At 66.5% G+C, this 16,579-nt stretch carries 15 protein-coding genes; 9 read left to right on the top strand and 6 right to left on the bottom strand.

Going from position 1 to position 16,579, the window contains the following annotated elements:
* Window positions 1-100 precede the first annotated feature (100 nt).
* The gene (locus KRR38_RS17450; RefSeq protein ID WP_217403957.1) at window positions 101-1,213 is read right to left on the bottom strand and encodes an NADH:flavin oxidoreductase/NADH oxidase; all 1,113 of its coding nucleotides are present in this window, start codon (window positions 1,211-1,213) and stop codon (window positions 101-103) included.
* Window positions 1,214-1,321: 108 nt separating this feature from the next.
* Between KRR38_RS17450 and KRR38_RS17445 the strand changes: the two genes are divergently transcribed.
* From KRR38_RS17445 to KRR38_RS17415, 7 genes are all read left to right on the top strand, one after another.
* Complete coding sequence (locus KRR38_RS17445) at window positions 1,322-1,723, top strand: Zn-ribbon domain-containing OB-fold protein (RefSeq protein WP_217403955.1); 402 nt, start codon at window positions 1,322-1,324, stop codon at window positions 1,721-1,723.
* A gap of 11 nt (window positions 1,724-1,734) precedes the next feature.
* A complete protein-coding gene (locus tag KRR38_RS17440) occupies window positions 1,735-2,919 on the top strand; it encodes a thiolase family protein (protein ID WP_217403953.1) in 1,185 nt (394 codons plus the stop codon).
* A 55-nt stretch (window positions 2,920-2,974) separates the two neighbouring features.
* Window positions 2,975-3,694 (top strand): lysozyme inhibitor LprI family protein, encoded by a 720-nt coding sequence (locus tag KRR38_RS17435; RefSeq protein ID WP_217403951.1) that lies wholly within the window; start codon window positions 2,975-2,977, stop codon window positions 3,692-3,694.
* Window positions 3,695-4,295: 601 nt separating this feature from the next.
* On the top strand, window positions 4,296-6,710 hold the full coding sequence (locus KRR38_RS17430) for a TonB-dependent receptor (RefSeq protein WP_254514854.1): 2,415 nt from the start codon (window positions 4,296-4,298) through the stop codon (window positions 6,708-6,710).
* 7 nt (window positions 6,711-6,717) lie between these two features.
* Window positions 6,718-8,097 carry an MFS transporter gene (locus tag KRR38_RS17425; RefSeq protein WP_217403949.1) on the top strand — a complete coding sequence of 460 codons (1,380 nt, stop codon included), beginning with the start codon at window positions 6,718-6,720 and terminating at the stop codon, window positions 8,095-8,097.
* Window positions 8,098-8,140: 43 nt separating this feature from the next.
* Complete coding sequence (locus tag KRR38_RS17420; RefSeq protein WP_217403947.1) at window positions 8,141-9,106, top strand: TauD/TfdA family dioxygenase; 966 nt, start codon at window positions 8,141-8,143, stop codon at window positions 9,104-9,106.
* Between the two features lie 129 nt (window positions 9,107-9,235).
* Window positions 9,236-10,873: an arylsulfatase gene (locus KRR38_RS17415; RefSeq protein WP_217403945.1), complete on the top strand. Its 1,638-nt coding sequence runs from the start codon at window positions 9,236-9,238 to the stop codon at window positions 10,871-10,873.
* A 56-nt stretch (window positions 10,874-10,929) separates the two neighbouring features.
* On the opposite strand, the gene KRR38_RS17410 is transcribed toward KRR38_RS17415, so the two are convergent.
* Window positions 10,930-11,205: an HU family DNA-binding protein gene (locus KRR38_RS17410; protein ID WP_217403943.1), complete on the bottom strand. Its 276-nt coding sequence runs from the start codon at window positions 11,203-11,205 to the stop codon at window positions 10,930-10,932.
* 244 nt (window positions 11,206-11,449) lie between these two features.
* Here KRR38_RS17410 and KRR38_RS17405 point away from each other — a divergent pair, with 244 nt between their 5' ends.
* Window positions 11,450-12,718 carry a cytochrome P450 gene (locus KRR38_RS17405; RefSeq protein WP_217403941.1) on the top strand — a complete coding sequence of 423 codons (1,269 nt, stop codon included), beginning with the start codon at window positions 11,450-11,452 and terminating at the stop codon, window positions 12,716-12,718.
* Here KRR38_RS17405 and KRR38_RS17400 read toward each other — a convergent pair.
* The 4 genes from KRR38_RS17400 to KRR38_RS17385 are packed head-to-tail and all read right to left on the bottom strand — an operon-like array spanning window position 12,715 to window position 15,425.
* Window positions 12,715-13,350, bottom strand: coding sequence for a carboxymuconolactone decarboxylase family protein (locus tag KRR38_RS17400; RefSeq protein WP_217407309.1), 636 nt, complete (start codon window positions 13,348-13,350; stop codon window positions 12,715-12,717). The two genes, KRR38_RS17405 and KRR38_RS17400, sit on opposite strands and share 4 nt — an antisense overlap.
* Before the next feature lie 20 nt (window positions 13,351-13,370).
* Complete coding sequence (locus KRR38_RS17395) at window positions 13,371-14,180, bottom strand: SDR family NAD(P)-dependent oxidoreductase (protein ID WP_217403939.1); 810 nt, start codon at window positions 14,178-14,180, stop codon at window positions 13,371-13,373.
* Window position 14,181: 1 nt separating this feature from the next.
* Window positions 14,182-14,646: a VOC family protein gene (locus tag KRR38_RS17390; RefSeq protein WP_217403938.1), complete on the bottom strand. Its 465-nt coding sequence runs from the start codon at window positions 14,644-14,646 to the stop codon at window positions 14,182-14,184.
* Between the two features lie 11 nt (window positions 14,647-14,657).
* The gene (locus tag KRR38_RS17385) at window positions 14,658-15,425 is read right to left on the bottom strand and encodes an SDR family NAD(P)-dependent oxidoreductase (protein ID WP_217403936.1); all 768 of its coding nucleotides are present in this window, start codon (window positions 15,423-15,425) and stop codon (window positions 14,658-14,660) included.
* 108 nt (window positions 15,426-15,533) lie between these two features.
* Here KRR38_RS17385 and KRR38_RS17380 point away from each other — a divergent pair, with 108 nt between their 5' ends.
* The gene (locus KRR38_RS17380) at window positions 15,534-16,574 is read left to right on the top strand and encodes an LLM class flavin-dependent oxidoreductase (protein WP_217403934.1); all 1,041 of its coding nucleotides are present in this window, start codon (window positions 15,534-15,536) and stop codon (window positions 16,572-16,574) included.
* The last annotated feature ends 5 nt before the right edge of the window (window positions 16,575-16,579 follow it).

The raw sequence follows: 16,579 nt of genomic DNA, 5'->3' as shown, positions 1-16,579 counted from the left end.
TGGTTCAGCGCGTCTTCCGGTCCATTCCATCCTCCTGCAGCCTGCAGGCACCATGCCCGCGCGGGGCGCATATAGGGTCCGCGCGGATGCAGCGCAATCGTCAGTCGTGCTCCACATCGAACAGGTGCCGGTGCTGACGCGGTTGCGAACGCAGGTATTGCGGCGGCGCCTCGACCCGCGCGCCCAGATGGGCGGCGGCGTGCCAGGGCCAGCGCGGATCGTAGAGGATGCCGCGCGCCAGTGCGATGGCATCGGCGTCGCCGGTGCCGACGATCGCTTCGGCCTGCTCGAAATCGGTGATCAGGCCCACGGCGATCACGGGCATCGCCACCGCCTGCTTGACCGCGCGCGCCAGCGGCACCTGATAGCTCGGCCCCACCGGAATATGCTGGCGCGGATCGAGCCCGCCGCTCGAGACGTGGATCGCCGAGCAGCCGCGCGCTTCGAGCGCCCTGGCCAGCGTCACCGTCTGTCCCTCGTCCCAGCCGGCTTCGACCCAGTCGGTGCCCGAGACGCGCACGGTAACCGGCTTGTCGGCCGGAAAGGCCGCCCGCACCGCGTCGAACACTTCCAGTGGGAAGCGCATGCGGTTTTCGAGACTGCCGCCATATTCGTCGTCACGGTGGTTCGACAGGGGCGAGAGGAACTGATGCAGCAGATAGCCGTGCGCCATGTGGATCTGCACCGCGGCGAGATCCAGCCGCGCGGCGCGCACCGCCGCCGTGGCGAAGGCATCGCGCACGGCGTCCATCGCGGCCCGGTCGAGCGCGAGCGGCGGGTTCTCGCCCTGAGCAAAGGCCCGCGCCGAGGGGGCAAGGGTCTGCCAGCCGTTGGCATGATCGGGTGGCAACTGCTTCCCGCCTTGCCAGGGCAGGTCGGTCGAGGCCTTGCGCCCGGCATGGGCGAGCTGGATTGCGATCGGCATGTCCGAATGGCGCCGCACGCTTGCCAGCACCTCGGCCATCGCCGCCTCGGTGCGATCGTCCCAGAGGCCGACGTCGGCGTAGGAAATGCGGCCTTCGGGGGTGACCGCGGTCGCCTCGATCGTCAGCAGCGCCGCGCCCGATAGCGCGAGGTGGCCGAGGTGGATCGTGTGCCAATCGGTCATGCAGCCGCCCTCCGCCGAATATTGGCACATGGGGGCGATGATGATGCGGTTGGCGAGGGTATTGCCGCCGACAGTCAGCGGCTCGAACAGGCGCGGTTTGCTCACGAAGTCTCCATCCAAGCTTGCCAGCCGAAGATATCGGAGTGAACATGCCGGCGACTGCTCAACTGGCGAGAATCCGCCGGAATACAAGAGCACCGGGAGAGGATAGCGATGGCGCAGCTGCAACGGGCATTTCCGGTCATCACCGCGGTGAACCAGCATTTCTGGTGCGGGGGTGCCGACGGGCATCTGCACATCCTGCGCTGCGCCAATCAGCACTGGATTCATCCCTATGCCGCGCGCTGCCCCCTTTGCGGTTCGGCCGAGATCGCGCCGCAGCCCGTGTCTGGCCTCGGCACAGTGGCGGGGTTCACGGTCAACCACCAGCCCTGGCTGCCCGATGTGCCCGTGCCCTATGTCGTCGCCGTGATCGAACTCGCCGAGCGTCACGACCTCCGCCTGATGACCAACATGCCGCGCACGCCGATCGAGGATGTGCATGTCGGCATGCCGGTGAAGGTGTTCTTCGAGCAGCACGGGGACATCTTCCTCCCCTTGTTCGAAGCGGCGTGAGGGGGGCCGTCATGACGACATATGCCGAAAAGAACTGCGCGATCACCGGGATCGGCCAGTCGGACATCTACCGCAAGCCGACCGTCCTGCCGTTCGAACTGGCCGTGCGCGCTTGCGAAAAGGCCATCGCCGATGCCGGCCTCACACCCTCGGACATAGACGGCGCCTGTGCCTGGCCGCCGGCGCCGCCGGGCACGGTCACCGGCGTCGGCGCCGCGGGCGTGGCCGATATGTCCGCCAGCCTGGGCCTAAAGCTCAGCTACTGGTCCGATGCCGGCATGGCCGCGCAGCTTTCGCCGATCATGGAAGCCGTGGCGGCCATCGCTGCGGGCTATGCGACCCACGTCCTTTGCTGGCGTTCGCTGGGCGAGCGGTCGGCGCAGCACTATACGCTGTCGAGCGCGAAAGGCGGCTGGGTGCCTTCGGGCGGCATGGAATGGATGGTGCCCTATTACGCGCCCTCGGCCGCGATCTGGCTCGCCTGCCATGCCTCGGCGCACATGACGCGCTACGGCATCACCCGCGAGCAGCTGGGCGCGGTGGCGATCAACCAGCGGCACAATGCCGGGCTCAACCCCAAGGCGATCTATCGCGATCCGATCACGATGGACGATTACCTGTCGGCGCGACTGGTGGCGACGCCGTTCTCGGTGCTCGACTGCGACATTCCCTGCGACGGCGCCACCGCGGTCATCGTCTCGCGGCTCGATACCGCGCGCGACAGGCCGCACCCGCCGATCGTGCTCGAAGCCTTGGCGACGGCCTCGTGCGACCGCATGGGCTCGTGGATCGGCCGGAGCGACTGGCCCAGGCAGGCGATGCACGATGCGGCGCCCGCGATGTGGCGGCGCACCGACCTCAAGCCCAAGGACGTCGATTCCGCGCATATCTACGACGGCTTCTCCTGGCTGGTGCTGTCCTGGCTCGAAGCGCTGGGTTTCTGCGGCGAGGGCGAATCGGGCGCCTTCGTGGAAGGCGGCGGGCGGATCGCGCTCGAAGGCGAGCTGCCGATGAACACCAACGGGGGCCAGCTTTCCGAAGGCCGGATGCACGGCATGGGGCACCTGCACGAAGCCGTGCTGCAGCTGCGCGGCGCGGCGGGCGAGCGGCAGATCGGGAAGCCACTTAACGTTTCGCTGGTCGCCAACGGTGGCGGCGACGTCGCGGGCTCGCTGTTGCTGCGCCGCGACGTGTAAGTTTGCGGTAGGAATAGCCTGCTAGGCGTGGGGCTGAGCAAAGGGGCTTGGCAGCATGAGGAACGGTCTGGCGAAGGCGATCTGCGTGGCAATCGGCCTCGTGGTCATGACACCGGCAGCGCAGGCGCGCGGCATAGACTGCGCCAAGGCGACAAGCCGGCTCGACAAGATCATCTGCGCCGATCCCGAGATGCTCGACTACGACGGGCGGATCGCCGCGGCCTATGCCAATGCACTGACCGTGTGGAAGGGCGCGATCGCTCCCTATGTCCGCAAGGACCAGCAAGCCTGGCTGCAGGCCTTCCGCGCGATCGGCCGCGATGACAACGGTGGTTGCACGCTCGATGACAAGGCCTGCATCCGGCAGGAGCTGCGCAGCCGCGTCGACGACATCGAAAGCGGCAGCTATCAGCATAGCGGCGTCTACCTGGCGGCCGACGGGCGCAAGCTGCTGCTCCACCCGCGCCGGGCCAACGGCTTTGCGCTGCGCGTGTTCAAGCTGCCCGATGCCAATGTCATGTCGCTCGAGGAGGAGCGCGCGGCACTGTGGGACGGACCAGACTTCATGGTGGCCAAGATGGGCGACGCCAACGGCCTGCCGCTGCCCAACCCGCAGGACGGGCCCGATCCCGACGGCTGCACTTTGCGCCTAGCGCCTTCGCCCTTGTCGATCCGCGTCTGGCAGACGGGCTATTGCGGGGGCCGTAACTATGCCGGGGATTTCCGCCGCGACCTCACGCAGACTCTGGCGGATTACCAGTTCGAGCTGTTCTGATCCGGCCCCAGCTTCACCGCAAAACCGGCTCTACTGGCCGCCAAAGCAAAGCTTTTGCTTGACTAGAGCATAGTCTATCAAATAAGTAGAGATCACTCCGCACGGTAGTGGGCTGGTCAGGCCCGCCGTGCATAGACCGGATCCTGACCCGCGGCTTTTGATCGGGAAGCAGCTTGCTCCGCGTTACCAACAGCTAAAGCGCGCGATGCTTTGGGCGACAACGCCAGGCTTCGTGTTCCCCTCAACGATGAGGTGATGCGATGCGCATGTGTTCCAGCAACTATTGACGTGACCGGGGCGCGGCGGGCTGCGAGGCCAGGCTGGCGCCGGATGCTCCATCCCCCGCGGCGGCTGAACCGGCCCGCTCGCGCCCCGTGATCCCGTAATATCGGCGCTTTCCGCCCATCCGGCGCGGCGTCTCTCTCTCATCCGGACCGACAGGTTCTGGCGCGGAAGCTTTGTGCCCGGCGCGGGCGCGCACTCCCTTCGATTTCGATGGGGCGGGAGGGCGCGGTCGGTTGCCCGTGCCCCGCGTCCCTCCGGCTGCGATCAAATCAACACGCTTCAAGCCAACAGGGTTCAGGAATTTCAATGTCTTATTTTGATTCTCCAGGTTTTCCGACGTCTCGTTCTCGCGACCACCAGCCTGGCCGCGCTCGCCGCCGCCGTTCCCGCTTACGCCGATGACGCAGGCGCGACCGCCGACGCAGCCGCTGCAGACGAGGCCTTGGCCGAGGCCGGCGCCGGCTATGAGGCACCGATCGTCGTTACCGCCTCGCGCCGCCGCGACGAGAAGGTGCAGGACGTGCCGATCGCGATCAGCGTCGTCAGCGCGGCCTCGCTCGAGCGGCGCGGCGATTTCACGCTCGGCCAGATCCAGCAGCAGGTGCCCAGCCTGCAGGTGTTCAGCTTCAACCCGCGCAATACCAACATCAACATCCGCGGCCTCGGCAGCAATGTCGCGCTGACCAACGACGGGCTCGAGAACGGCGTCGGCTTCTATATCGACAACGTCTACTACGGCCGCGTCGGGCTGTCGCAGTTCGACCTCGTCGATTTGGAATCGATCGAAGTGCTGCGTGGGCCGCAGGGGACGCTGTTCGGCAAGAACACGACTTCCGGCGTGATCAACATCACCAGCAAGAAGCCGACTTTCAATCCCGAGGCTTCGGCCGAAGCCTCGGTCGGCAACTACGGCTATTACCAGCTGCGCGGATCGGTTTCGGGCGGCGTGGTGCCCGATCTCCTGGCGGTGCGGATCAGCGGCGCGCTGACCGAGCGGCGCGGCTTCCTCTACAACGTGACGCAGAAGGAGCGCGCGCAGGGCTATTACAACGCCTCGGTCCGCGGGCAGCTGCTGTTCACGCCGAGCGCGGACGTCGAGGTCAAGATCATCGGCGACTATTCGCGTCAGGAACAGAACTTCGTCCTCAACCTGTTCACTTCGAACCACACGACCTATGCGAACGGCGCGGTCATCCCGAACAACTTCTCGGACCGCCTGGCCCGCTTCCCGGGCTCGATCACCCCGAGCTACAATGGCTTCGACCGGATCGGCCAGGCCGATGGCCACTACCAGTCGAACATGTCGGGCTACGGCGTCTCGGGCCAGCTCGACTGGGATCTCGGTGGCGCCAAGCTGACTTCGATCAGCGCCTATCGCTGGTGGGACTGGGACCCGGCCAACGACGGCGACAGCACCTCGCTGCCGGTCATCACCAAGGCGCAACAGGCCAACCGCCAGCGCCAGTTCAGCCAGGAAGTGCGGCTCGCCTCGGACACTGACGGCCCGCTCAGCTACGTCGTCGGCGGCTATTACTTCTGGCAGATCATCAAGGGCTACGGCGCCACGGCCTATGGCCCCGCGGCGGGCCTGTGGAACCGGGTGCCCGGTTCGGCGGTGTCGTTGGCCGCCTGGGATGCGGCGCTGAACGGCTTCGAGGCCCGTTCCACGTCGAACCCCGATACCAAGACGATCGCCGCCTTCGGCCAGGCCGACTGGAAGGTCACCGACACGCTGACCCTGACCGGCGGGCTGCGCTACACCCACGAGAAGAAGACCGGTTCGTTCAACCAGTGGTGGGTCTCGGGCGTCGATCTGACGACGGTGCCGTCGCTGGCCGCGGCGGCGACGGCGCTGCGCAGCCAGTTCAACCCGATCACCTCCTATTCGACCGAGCTGACCAACAACAGCCTCTCGGGCCTGGCCTCGGTGAGCTGGAAAGTGGCGCCGGACGTGCTGCTCTATGGTTCTTACTCGCGCGGCAACAAGTCGGGCGGTCTCAACCTGACCAACCTGCCCCCCGGCATCGCCGCGACGGTGCGGCCCGAGAAGGTCGATGCCTTCGAGCTCGGCTTCAAGTCGCAGCTGTTCGACCACAGGCTGACGCTGAACGGCGCGGCCTATTGGACCGAGATCCACGACTACCAGACCGCGATCACCGAGCAGGTCGCGAACACCGTCAACACTCGGCAGTACATCGCGAACATCCCCAAGGTCCGCTCGCGCGGCTTCGAGGCCGATGCGACCTTCACGGCGAGCGAGCATTTCAGCCTGAACGCCTCGATCGCTTATGCCGACGCGAAGTACGTCGATTACAAGAACGCGCCGCAGGCGGTCGAGCGGCTGAACATCTCGGCGATCCAGGACCTGTCGGGCCAGCCGCTGCCGGGCGTGCCCAAGTTCACCTATACGCTGGGCGCCGACGGCGACCTGCCGTTGGGCGAACTCGGCGGGCGCGAAATCGCGATCTACGCCCATGCCGACTACTCGCACCGGTCGAGCTTCAACACCTCGTCGACCAATTCGGCCTGGGCGCAGATTCCCGCCTTCGGCCTGGCCAATGCGCGCATCGGCTTCCGCACCGGCGACGGTCTGATCGACGTGTCGATCTGGGCCAAGAACCTGTTCGACAAGGATTACTACCTGAGCCTCTCGCCCGCGAACACCGGCGTCACGACCGGCCAAGTCGGCGAGCCCCGGACCTACGGCGTCACCCTCCGCACCAAACTGTGAGAAAGCTATGAGCGACTTTCGATCCCCGTTTGCCGATGCCCGCAGTGAACCGGCGCCCAGCGTCGGACGGCTGCTGCGTTTTTCCGCGATAACGATACCGCTCTATGCCGCGGCCATGCCGCTCGCGGTCTATCTGCCGGCAATCTACGCGCGGGATTTCGGCATTCCGCTTACGGTGATCGGGGCGCTGTTCCTGGTCGGGCAGATCGCCAACATCGTGCTCGACCCGCTGACGGGGGCGCTCAGCGACCGCACCCGCAGCCGCTTCGGCCGGCGCAAGCCCTGGGTGGCTGCGGGCGGCGTCCTGTTCACGCTGGGTGGGGCGCTGCTGTTCTTCCCGCCCGAGCATGTCTCGCCGCTCTACCTCGGCGCGGCCTTGCTGGTGTTCAACCTCGGCTGGGCCGCGGCGCAGACGCCGTTCCTGGCCTGGTCGGGCGAGATCACTGGGCACTACCATCAGCGCACGCGGATCCAGACCTATCAGACCGTCGTGACTGCAGCGACGCTGTTCATCGCGCTCGTCCTGCCGACGATCGCAGACCAGCTGCATCCCGCCGACGGGCGGCTGCAGCTGACCTTGATGGGCGGGCTGATCGTGGTGACCGCGCTGCCGGCGCTTGCGCTGACGCTTACCTCGTTCCGCGAACCAACGACCTTTCCCCCGGCCGTTCCCTTCTCGCTCGGCCAGGCGATGCGGGCGGTGTTTGCCAATCGGCTGCTGCTCCGCGTGCTCTTCTCCGATGCGGCGGTGCGCGGTGGGCAGGGCATCCGGGGCGTGCTGATGGTGTTCTTCATCGGCATCTACATGCAACGGCCCGAATGGGCGGCAGGCCTGTTCCTCTTCCAGTACGTCTTCGGCATCCTCGCCGGCCCGATCTGGCAGCGGATCAGTGTACGGGTCGGCAAGCACCGCGCCGCGGTGGCCGGCGAGCTCGTCCAGGTGGCGATCAACCTGGGCCTGCTCCTCGCCACGCCCGACAATTTCGGCCTCGTTCTCGCTCTCGCTGTGGCCCAGGGTCTCGCCCAGGGTTCGGGCAATCTCATGCTCCGCGCCATGGTCGCCGACATCGCCGACAAGCACCGCTTCGAAACCGGGGAAGAGCGCACCGGCCTCTACTATTCGGTGTTCAGCCTGTCGGAGAAGGCCGGCGCGGCCCTGGCCGTCGGCATCGCTCTGCCGCTCATCGCCTGGCTGGGGTTCGATCCCAAGCATACGAACAGCCCCGAGGCGCTGCAGGGCCTGCTCTACGTCTTCGCCCTCGGCCCGGCCATTGCCCACGCCATCTCCGCAGCCCTCGTCGCGAAGTTCCCGCTCGACGAGGCTGCCCATTCCGAAATTCGTCGTCAGCTCGAAGCCGGCCCCACGGTCCTCGCGCCCGCCGAATAACCCCCGCCCCGCTGAATACCCCAAGCAAGACTGGAGAAATGCCATGACTACCGCACTCGACCGCTACCCGAATGCCAAGGACCCCGCTTCGCCGCTCGACATCCGTCCCGTCACCGGCCGGATCGGCGCCGAAATCCGCGGCGTGCAGCTCTCGGGCGATCTCGACGCCATAACCGTGCAGGCCATCGAGGCGGCGCTCGTCCGCCACAAGGTGATCTTCTTCCGCGGCCAGACGCACCTCGACGATGCCGAGCATGAGGCCTTCGCCGGCCTGTTCGGCGATCCCGTCGCGCATCCGACCGTGCCGGTGGCCGAAGGCTCGCGCTATCTGCTCGATCTCGACTCCAAGGAAGGCTACGCGGCCTCGTCCTGGCACACCGACGTGACCTTCGTCGATGCCTATCCCAAGGGCTCGATCCTGCGCTCGATCACCGCGCCCGAGGCCGGCGGCGACACCGTCTGGGCGAACACCGAGACCGCCTATGAAGGCCTGCCCGAGGCGCTGCGCCAGCTCGCCAACAACCTCTGGGCCGTGCACACCAACGACTACGACTATGCCGCCCAGTTCGGTCTGAAGCGCGATGCCACGAACGTCGAGGAGGCCCAGCGCCAGCGCGCGCTGTTCCAGAAGAACGTCTTCGCCTCGACGGTCTATGAGACCGAGCACCCGGTCGTCCGCGTCCACCCGATCTCGGGCCAGCGCAACCTGCTGCTCGGCCATTTCGTGCGCAACTTCGTCGGCCTGAACAAGGCGGACTCGGCCAAGCTCTACGATGTGTTCCAGGAGCACATCACCAAGCCGGAAAACGTCGTGCGCTGGCGCTGGGAAGCCGGCGACGTGGCCTTCTGGGACAACCGTGCAACCCAGCACCGCGCCGTCGCCGACTTCGGCCTGCAGCGCCGCACGCTGCGCCGCGCGACGGTTAACGGCGACGTGCCGGTGGGCATCGACGGCCGCACCAGCCGCACCACCAAGAAAGAGAAGAAGCCCGAATTCCAGGAGGCGTGATCGCCGCCTGACCAGACGTTCCTGCGGAAGCGGCCAAGCTTCTCCCTCCCATTGGCCACTTCTTCACCTGCCGCGCCCCGTTTCGTGCCGGGGCGCGGCACTTTTTTGGCATTTTCCAGAGGTCCAACGATGAAGCATTTCCTCCGCAAGGCCGCGCTTGCGGCCTCTCTCCTGGCGAGCACCGCGGCGCCGGCGCTCGCAGCCGATTCGCAGAAGCCTAACTTCCTGGTGATCGTTGCCGACGACCTCGGCTATTCGGACGTCGGTGCTTTCGGCGGCGAGATCGCCACGCCCAATCTCGACCGGCTGGCGCTGCAGGGCACGCGGCTGACCGACTTCCACACAGCACCCGCCTGTTCGCCGACCCGGGCGATGCTGCTGACCGGCGCCGACAGCCATGTCGCCGGGCTTGGTTCGATGGCCGAATCGATCTCGCCCAACCAGCAGGGCAAGCCCGGCTACGAAGGCTATCTGCGCCGCGACGTCGCAACGATCGCCGAGCGGCTTGCGGCCGGCGGCTATCGCACGCTGTTCTCGGGCAAATGGCACCTCGGCCTCACCCCGGCGCAGGACCCGCATGCGCGAGGCTTCCAGACCAGCTTCGCGATGCTGCGCGGCGCACACAACCATTTCGGACGCGATTTCTCGGTCGATCCGGCGCTGGGCGCCCCCTACACCGAGAACGGCAAGGCCCTGTCTGCGCTGCCGCAGGGCTTCTATTCGTCGGACGCCTTCGCCGACCGGCTGATCGGCCAGTTACAGGCGGCGCATAAGGAAGCCGCGGATAAGCCCTTCTTCGCCGTGCTGACCTTCACCGCGCCGCATTGGCCGCTCCAGGCCCCGGCCGAGGACATCGCGCGCTATCGCGGACGCTATGACGCGGGCTTCGAGGTGCTGCGCCAAGCGCGGCTCAAGCGGCAGGAGGAGCTCGGCCTGCTCGCGCCCGGCACCGCCGCACACCAGCCGCGCCTGACCACCGGCTGGGACGTGCTGACGCCCGAGCAGAAGCGCGAGGGCGCGCGCAACATGGAGATCTATGCAGCGATGGTCGACCGGCTCGACCGGAACGTCGGCCGCGTGCTCGACACGCTGCGTACCGAGGGCGAGCTCGACAATACCGTTGTGATCTTCCTGGCCGACAACGGCGCCGAGGGGCTCGATCCCGAGACCACGGGCAAGGAACTGATGGCGCGCTATCTCAAGGATGCCGACAACAGCCTGGCGAACCGCGGCAGCGGCACGTCCTACGTCGCCTACGGTGCCGGCTGGGCCCAGGCGGCGACCGCGCCGAGCTGGCTGATGAAGGCCTATGCAACCGAAGGCGGTACGCGCACGGTAGCTTTTGTCAGCGGGCCGGGTCTGGCGAAGGGCGGCAAGCCGGCCGATGCCTTCACCCATGTGACCGACATCGCGCCGACGATCCTCGACCTCGCGGGCGTGCCCGAGCGGGCCGACCCGGCACTGCGGCCGATCACCGGGAAAAGCTGGGTGCCCTATCTGACCGGCAAGACGCCGGAAGTTCACGCGGCGAGCGAGGCCATCGGCACCGAGCTGTTCGGCTCGCGCTCGATCCGGCAGGGCGACTGGAAGATATCGGATGTGGGCGACGGCCAGTGGCACTTGTTCGACCTGGCCAAGGATCCGGGCGAAACCCGCGATCTGGCAGGTCAGGAGCCGGAAAAACTGCGGTCGCTCATCGCGGCCTGGGACGACTATGCCCGCAAGAACGGGGTGATCATGCCGGACGGGGTCCGCTATCGCCCCTGAAAATACTCTAGAAGAATAACCTCGCGCCCCGCTCACCGCGGGGCGCGAGGATAGGATCAGCCGTTCAGCTTGTCCTTGACCGCCTTGGCGGGCGCGAAGGTCAGCTTCTTCGACGCGGCGATCTGCATGGCAGCGCCGGTGGCCGGGTTGCGGCCTTCGCGGGCCGGGCTGTCCTTGACCTTGAACTTGCCGAAACCGTTCAGCGAAACTTCTTCGCCCTTCGCAGCGGCATCGGCGATCGCGGCGAACACGCCGTCGACCAGCTTGCGCGCGTCGGTCTTGGTGATGCCGTTGTCGGCGGCGAGAACGTCGGCGATGTCGTTGTTGTTCATGTGAGTGGAGTCCTTCAGTGATGAGGTGCGCCCGGCTAGCCCAGCCCAATCGGGAATTCCAGTGCAGAAAGCCCGGGAATGCACGGTTTTCGCAAAATTCGCCGGAGCGGGATGGGTTATTCACCGACATTTTGCCACCAATTGACGAACTAGCGACGAAAACGCTCGAAAATGGCGCAGTGCCGGGGCCTTGTTGCTCGTTCGTCGCTATGTTAGCAAGGTTGCCTGGGAGAGAGTTGCGCCGATGAACAAGCCCGAGCCCGATTTTTACAGCGACCCCGCGATCATCGACCGGCCGAAGGACTATTTCGGCATGTTGCGCGCCAGGGCGCCGGTCGCTTGGGAGCCGCACCACGGCACGCTGATGGTGACCGGCTTCGAAGAGGCCAACGCGGTGCTCACCGACAAGTCGGGCGTCTATTCGAACGCCTGCTCGGTCGTCGGGCCGATTCCCGGCCTTCCGTTCGCGCCGCAGGCGCACGATATCACCGGCCAGCTTGCGGAGCATGGGCCGGACCTGCCCTGGGCCGACCATCTCGTCTGCATGGACGGCAAGAAGCACGCCGAGCACCGCATGCTGCTGGGCAGCCTGCTGACCTACAAGCGGCTGAAGGCGAACGAGGACTATCTGCGCGCGCTGTCGGACCGGCTGATCGACGGCTTCGTCGCCTCGGGCAAATGCGCGGTCGTGCCCGACTATGCCCATGCGACGACGACCTATGCGATCTCCGACCTGCTCGGCATTCCCGAGGGCGACCGGGCCGAACTGCTCGACCTGATCGGCGCGCCGCCGAGCCAGCTGGACGGCGACGCCGTGCACAAGGTTGGGCCGGACCCGCTGATCTTCATGAAGCCGCGTTTCGACGACTACCTGCGCGAGCGGCTGGAAAGCCCGCGCGGCGACCTGATGTCCGAGCTGGTCCAGGCGCGGTTCAAGGACGGCTCGGTGCCCGACTTCGACACGCTGTCCAATCTCGCCCGGTTCCTGTTCGGGGCGGGACAGGACACGACCTCGCGGCTGATCTCGATGGCGATCCTGATCCTCGGCGAGGACCCGGCACTGCAGGCACGGCTGTGGCGCGAGCCCGAGCGGATCTCGGACTTCATCGAGGAAGTCCTGCGCTACGACGCGCCGGTCAAAACGACCTATCGGCTGGCGTTGCGCGACACGGCGCTTGGCGATGTGGCAGTGCCTGCGGGCACGATCATCACCGTCTGCATTTACGCCGCAAGCAACGACCCCGCCCATTTCGCCGATCCCGACCGCTTCGACATCGACCGCCCCGGCCTGCGCGACCACATGGGCTTCAGCCGCGGCGCGCACGGCTGCCTCGGCGCTCCGCTCGGCCGGATGGAATCGCGCATCGCGATCGAGCAGCTGCTGGCGCGCGTGCAGGACATCAGCATCTCGGAAGAACATCACGGTCCCGCCGATGCACGCCGCTACCGTTTCGAGCCGACCTATACCTTCCGCAGCCTGTCGGACCTCTTCATCGAGTTCACGCCGGCTTAGCGGGCCGCGAGTCCGTCGTTGCCGGCTTCGAGGCGCAGGCGCAGCGCGTTCTGAAAGTAAGCGGTAGCGGTGAACTGGCCGACTACGATCAGCAGTTCGACGAGTTGCTGTTCGTCGAGCCGCTGCGCCAGCCGGTTCCAGGTCTCGTCGCCGATCATGGCGCCCGCATGCAGCTCCTCTGCGGCACGCAGGATGGCCCGCTCGTGTGCGTCCCATCCGGGCGCGGTCGATCCCGCGGTGACGCGCTCGATCTCCTCGCTGGTCAGGCCGGCGCGCTTCGCCTGATTGACGTGCTCGCCGAATTCGTAGGGCGCCTGGCAGAGCCACCCGGTGCGCAGGATGGCGAGCTTGCGGTCGCGTAGCGGCAGGGTGGCGGAGGTGCCCTGGATTTCGATCGTCAGGTCCATCAGCCGCTGCCACAGGTCCGGAAAGCGGCACATGGTGAACATGATCTCGGGGATCGCGTCGAGCGGCAGCGGCGGCCTGCCAGGCGTTGCGCCGCCGCGTAGGTGATCGGTCGCCGCCTGTACCTCTGCGGCCACCGAAGCGCGGTCGAGCGGCGGCAGGCGCGGGGGGTGGCCGAGCACTTCGTCGTGGCGCGCGGCGATCGTCTCGCCGGCCTGGGTCTGCATGGTCAAAGGTCTGGCTCCTGTCAGGCAATCTCGCCGGCGTCGGCGAGGAGCTTGCTGCCGGTCATGAACAGGGCCATGTCCGAGGCCGCGAACAGCACGACGCGGGCGATGTCGTCGGGCACGCCGACGCGGCCAAGCCGCGAGGTCAGCGTCGCGGATATCTCGCTGCGCACGCTGTCGGGCAATTCCGCCAGCGCAGCCGTATTGCCTTCGGTCTCGCAGAAGGTTGGCGCCACGCCGAGCACGCGGATGCCGTGCGGGGCGAGCTCGATCGCGAGCTGGCGGTTGAGACCGCGCACGCCGTGCTTCGAGGCAACATAGGCCGAGACGCCGGGCGCGACGCCGGCGAAGCCTGCGGTGGAGACGACGTTGACCAGCACGCCGCCGCGCCCCGCCTCGATCATCCGCCGCGCCGCCTCGCGGCAACTCGCGAAGACCCCGCGCAGATTGACCGCCATGACCTGGTCCCAGGTCTCGTCGGTCATGTCGAGCAGGCGAATGTTCGGATAGAGCCCGGCGTTATTGACCCAGATGCCGATGCTGCCGAACTCGGCCTCTGCCAAGGCTGCGGCATCGCCGATCGAGGCACTGTCGGTTACGTCGAGCCGGGTAGCGATCACCTTGCCGCCGTAGCGTCGGCTCAGCTCCTCGGCCGCTGCCTGCGCCGCCTCCAGCTTGATATCGCCGATCAGCACCGATGCGCCCGCTTCCGCAAGGCGTCGGGCCATGGCCTTGCCGAGCCCCTGCGCGCCGCCGGTGACGACGGCGGTGCGGCCTTTCAACGAGATGAGGTCGGCAAGGTCAACATTCGAGACGTCGGCGATCGCCATGTCAGGCCTCTCCAAAGGGAATGACCGCGTCGGCGTAGTCGATGTCGCCGAGGACGATATTGGTGTTCATCGCCTCGCCGGCCATGCGCTCCCACAGCACGAGCTTGTCGTGCCAGGGCGAGTCCGGGTGATCGTCCATCAGCGGGCCGACGGGAAAGCCCATCGCTTCCAGCCGCGCCTTGTGTGCATCGAGGTTCTTTACGCCGAAGACCACCGAAGACACGCCTTCGCCCTTCTTCTCGAGCTCGCTCCATAGCCAGGCGTTGAACTCGGTGCGCCGTTCCATCGGCGCGACGACTTCGAGGCCGGCTTCCCACGAGATGCACATGGTGAAGCCCATGTCCTCGCGCACGAAGCGGGTGAGCGTGGCGCCGGTCAGCTTCTCGAGCTGCGCGACGTTGGCGTCGAGGTTTTCGGGCCGCGACATCCAGGCGACGTGATCGACGTGATTGACGAACTTCTTCATCGCCGGCTCCCTCAGAACATCGTGCTGCCGCCATCGACGCCGATCGTCTGGCCGGTGACGTAGTTGGATTCGTCGCTTGCCAGGAACACCGCGGTCGGCGCGATGTCGTCTGGGCCGCCGAAACGGCCCATCGCGACTTTGGCCAATTCCACGTCGTAAGTGCCTGAATCCTCAAGATACCAGATCGACTTGGGCGTCAGTGCCGAGGGCAGGATCGTGTTCACGCGGATGCCGTGCTTGCCCCATTCCTTGGCGGCGGTGCGCGTCAGCGAGCGGATCGCCTCTTTGCTCGCCGAATAGGCGAGGAAGCCCGGCTCGCTGCGGGGGCCATAGCTCGATCCCATGTTGATGATCGCGCCGCCGCCCTGCTTCTGCATGTGCGGGAAGCAGAGCTGCATCAGCTGTAGCGAACCGATAAAGGCGGACTGCATGTCGATCATGCAGTTCTCTTCCATCTTCGGGTCCTCGATCGGCAGGAAATCGGTGAAGGTGTGGGCGTTGTTGACCAGCGCGTCGACCCGGCCCCATTCGGCCACCGCACGGTCGACCGTTAGGACCGCATGCTCCTTGTTGCCGGCCAGTGCTTCGATGGCGAGCGCGGTGCCGCCCGCCGCCTCGATCTTGCCGACGACCTCATCTAGCTTGCTCTTGGTTCGGCCGGTGACGATCACCTTGGCGCCCTCGGCCGCATAGGCCAGCGCGATCGCCTCGCCGATGCCCTGGCCCGCGCCGGTCACGATCGCGACCTTGCCCGCAAGGCGCTTTCCGGATCCGCTCATCATACTCTCCCGTTATTTTGGCCCGTCGTTATTCTGCTCGAACCTTGACAGGTTTGCACCGCGCTAACAAGGTGACGATCACACAAAAATAAAGCTCGGAGAGATGGCATGAAATTCGGCATCATCGTCTCGCGCAACCGGATCGACCGGGCCTCGTCCGATCCCTACGGCGGGCTGTTCAGCTATCTGAACGAGATGGAGGACCTGGGCTACGACCTCGGCTGGTGCGGGCATCACCGCTTCGCCGCGAGCACCGCTTTCGGCGGCGATCAGGCGACCGAGCCCTCGGCGCCGTTGCCCATGCTCTCAGCGCTGATGGCACGGACGCGCACCATGCAGTTCTGCACCAACATCTTCCTGCTGCCTTCGCGCCACCCGCTCGAAGTGGCCGAGGAAGTGAACACGATCAACGAGATGGCGAACAACCGGCTGATTCTGGGCGCGGGCATCGGCTACAAGCCCGATGAGTTCGAGAACTGCGGCTGGAGCTTCAAGACGCGGGCCAAACGCTTCGAGGAATGCCTGGAGCTATTGCCGCTGGCGATGAAGGGCGAGGCCTTCTCCTACCATGGCCAGCATTTCCGGATCGACGACGTCACTATCCAGCCGCCGCCGCTGAACGGCCACGTCCCGCCGATCTGGATCGGCGCGGTCAGCGAGCCGGCGATGAAGCGGGCAGGGCGGCTCGGCGACGGTTGGCTGATCAGCTTTGCCGAGCATCTGCTCGAACTGCAGGGCAAGGTCGCGACCTACAAGGCGATTGCTGCCGAGCACGGTCGGCCCTCGACACTAGCGCTGATGCGCGACGTTCATATCGCCCCGACGCGGGCGGAGCTCGATCCCGACTTCCTCGCCAACATCGTTCGTGTCTGGCGGAGCTACGACGATATCGGCGCCAAGGCGGATCGCGACGAACTGGCAGAAGCGGCGATGTTCGGTGGCAAGCAGGTGACGCTGGAAGAATTCGCGCCCAACCGCGCGGTGGTCGGCACGCCCGATGACTGCATCCGCGAGATGGAGCAGATCAGGGACGTCATCAACCCGGAGTGGTTCTTCATCACCCCCACCGGCGTGCCCGATCCCGAGCAGCAGGCGCGCGAGCTGCGCCTGTTCGCCAAGGAGGTCATGCCGCACTTCCGCGACGTTTAACGCCG

This window comes from Novosphingobium sp. G106, from assembly GCF_019075875.1.
Lineage (GTDB): Bacteria > Pseudomonadota > Alphaproteobacteria > Sphingomonadales > Sphingomonadaceae > Novosphingobium.
Note: the sequence above shows the minus strand (reverse complement) of the source record. Positions and strands in the feature narration are given on the sequence as shown.

Coding starts and splice junctions, on each gene's coding strand:
- KRR38_RS17445 (WP_217403955.1), top strand. CDS start 1,322: ATGGCGCAGCTGCAACGGGCATTTCCGGTCATCACCGCGGTGAACCAG.
- KRR38_RS17385 (WP_217403936.1), bottom strand. CDS start 15,425: ATGAGCGGATCCGGAAAGCGCCTTGCGGGCAAGGTCGCGATCGTGACC.
- KRR38_RS17415 (WP_217403945.1), top strand. CDS start 9,236: ATGAAGCATTTCCTCCGCAAGGCCGCGCTTGCGGCCTCTCTCCTGGCG.
- KRR38_RS17440 (WP_217403953.1), top strand. CDS start 1,735: ATGACGACATATGCCGAAAAGAACTGCGCGATCACCGGGATCGGCCAG.
- KRR38_RS17400 (WP_217407309.1), bottom strand. CDS start 13,350: ATGCAGACCCAGGCCGGCGAGACGATCGCCGCGCGCCACGACGAAGTG.
- KRR38_RS17425 (WP_217403949.1), top strand. CDS start 6,718: ATGAGCGACTTTCGATCCCCGTTTGCCGATGCCCGCAGTGAACCGGCG.
- KRR38_RS17410 (WP_217403943.1), bottom strand. CDS start 11,205: ATGAACAACAACGACATCGCCGACGTTCTCGCCGCCGACAACGGCATC.
- KRR38_RS17390 (WP_217403938.1), bottom strand. CDS start 14,646: ATGAAGAAGTTCGTCAATCACGTCGATCACGTCGCCTGGATGTCGCGG.
- KRR38_RS17380 (WP_217403934.1), top strand. CDS start 15,534: ATGAAATTCGGCATCATCGTCTCGCGCAACCGGATCGACCGGGCCTCG.
- KRR38_RS17435 (WP_217403951.1), top strand. CDS start 2,975: ATGAGGAACGGTCTGGCGAAGGCGATCTGCGTGGCAATCGGCCTCGTG.
- KRR38_RS17420 (WP_217403947.1), top strand. CDS start 8,141: ATGACTACCGCACTCGACCGCTACCCGAATGCCAAGGACCCCGCTTCG.
- KRR38_RS17405 (WP_217403941.1), top strand. CDS start 11,450: ATGAACAAGCCCGAGCCCGATTTTTACAGCGACCCCGCGATCATCGAC.
- KRR38_RS17395 (WP_217403939.1), bottom strand. CDS start 14,180: ATGGCGATCGCCGACGTCTCGAATGTTGACCTTGCCGACCTCATCTCG.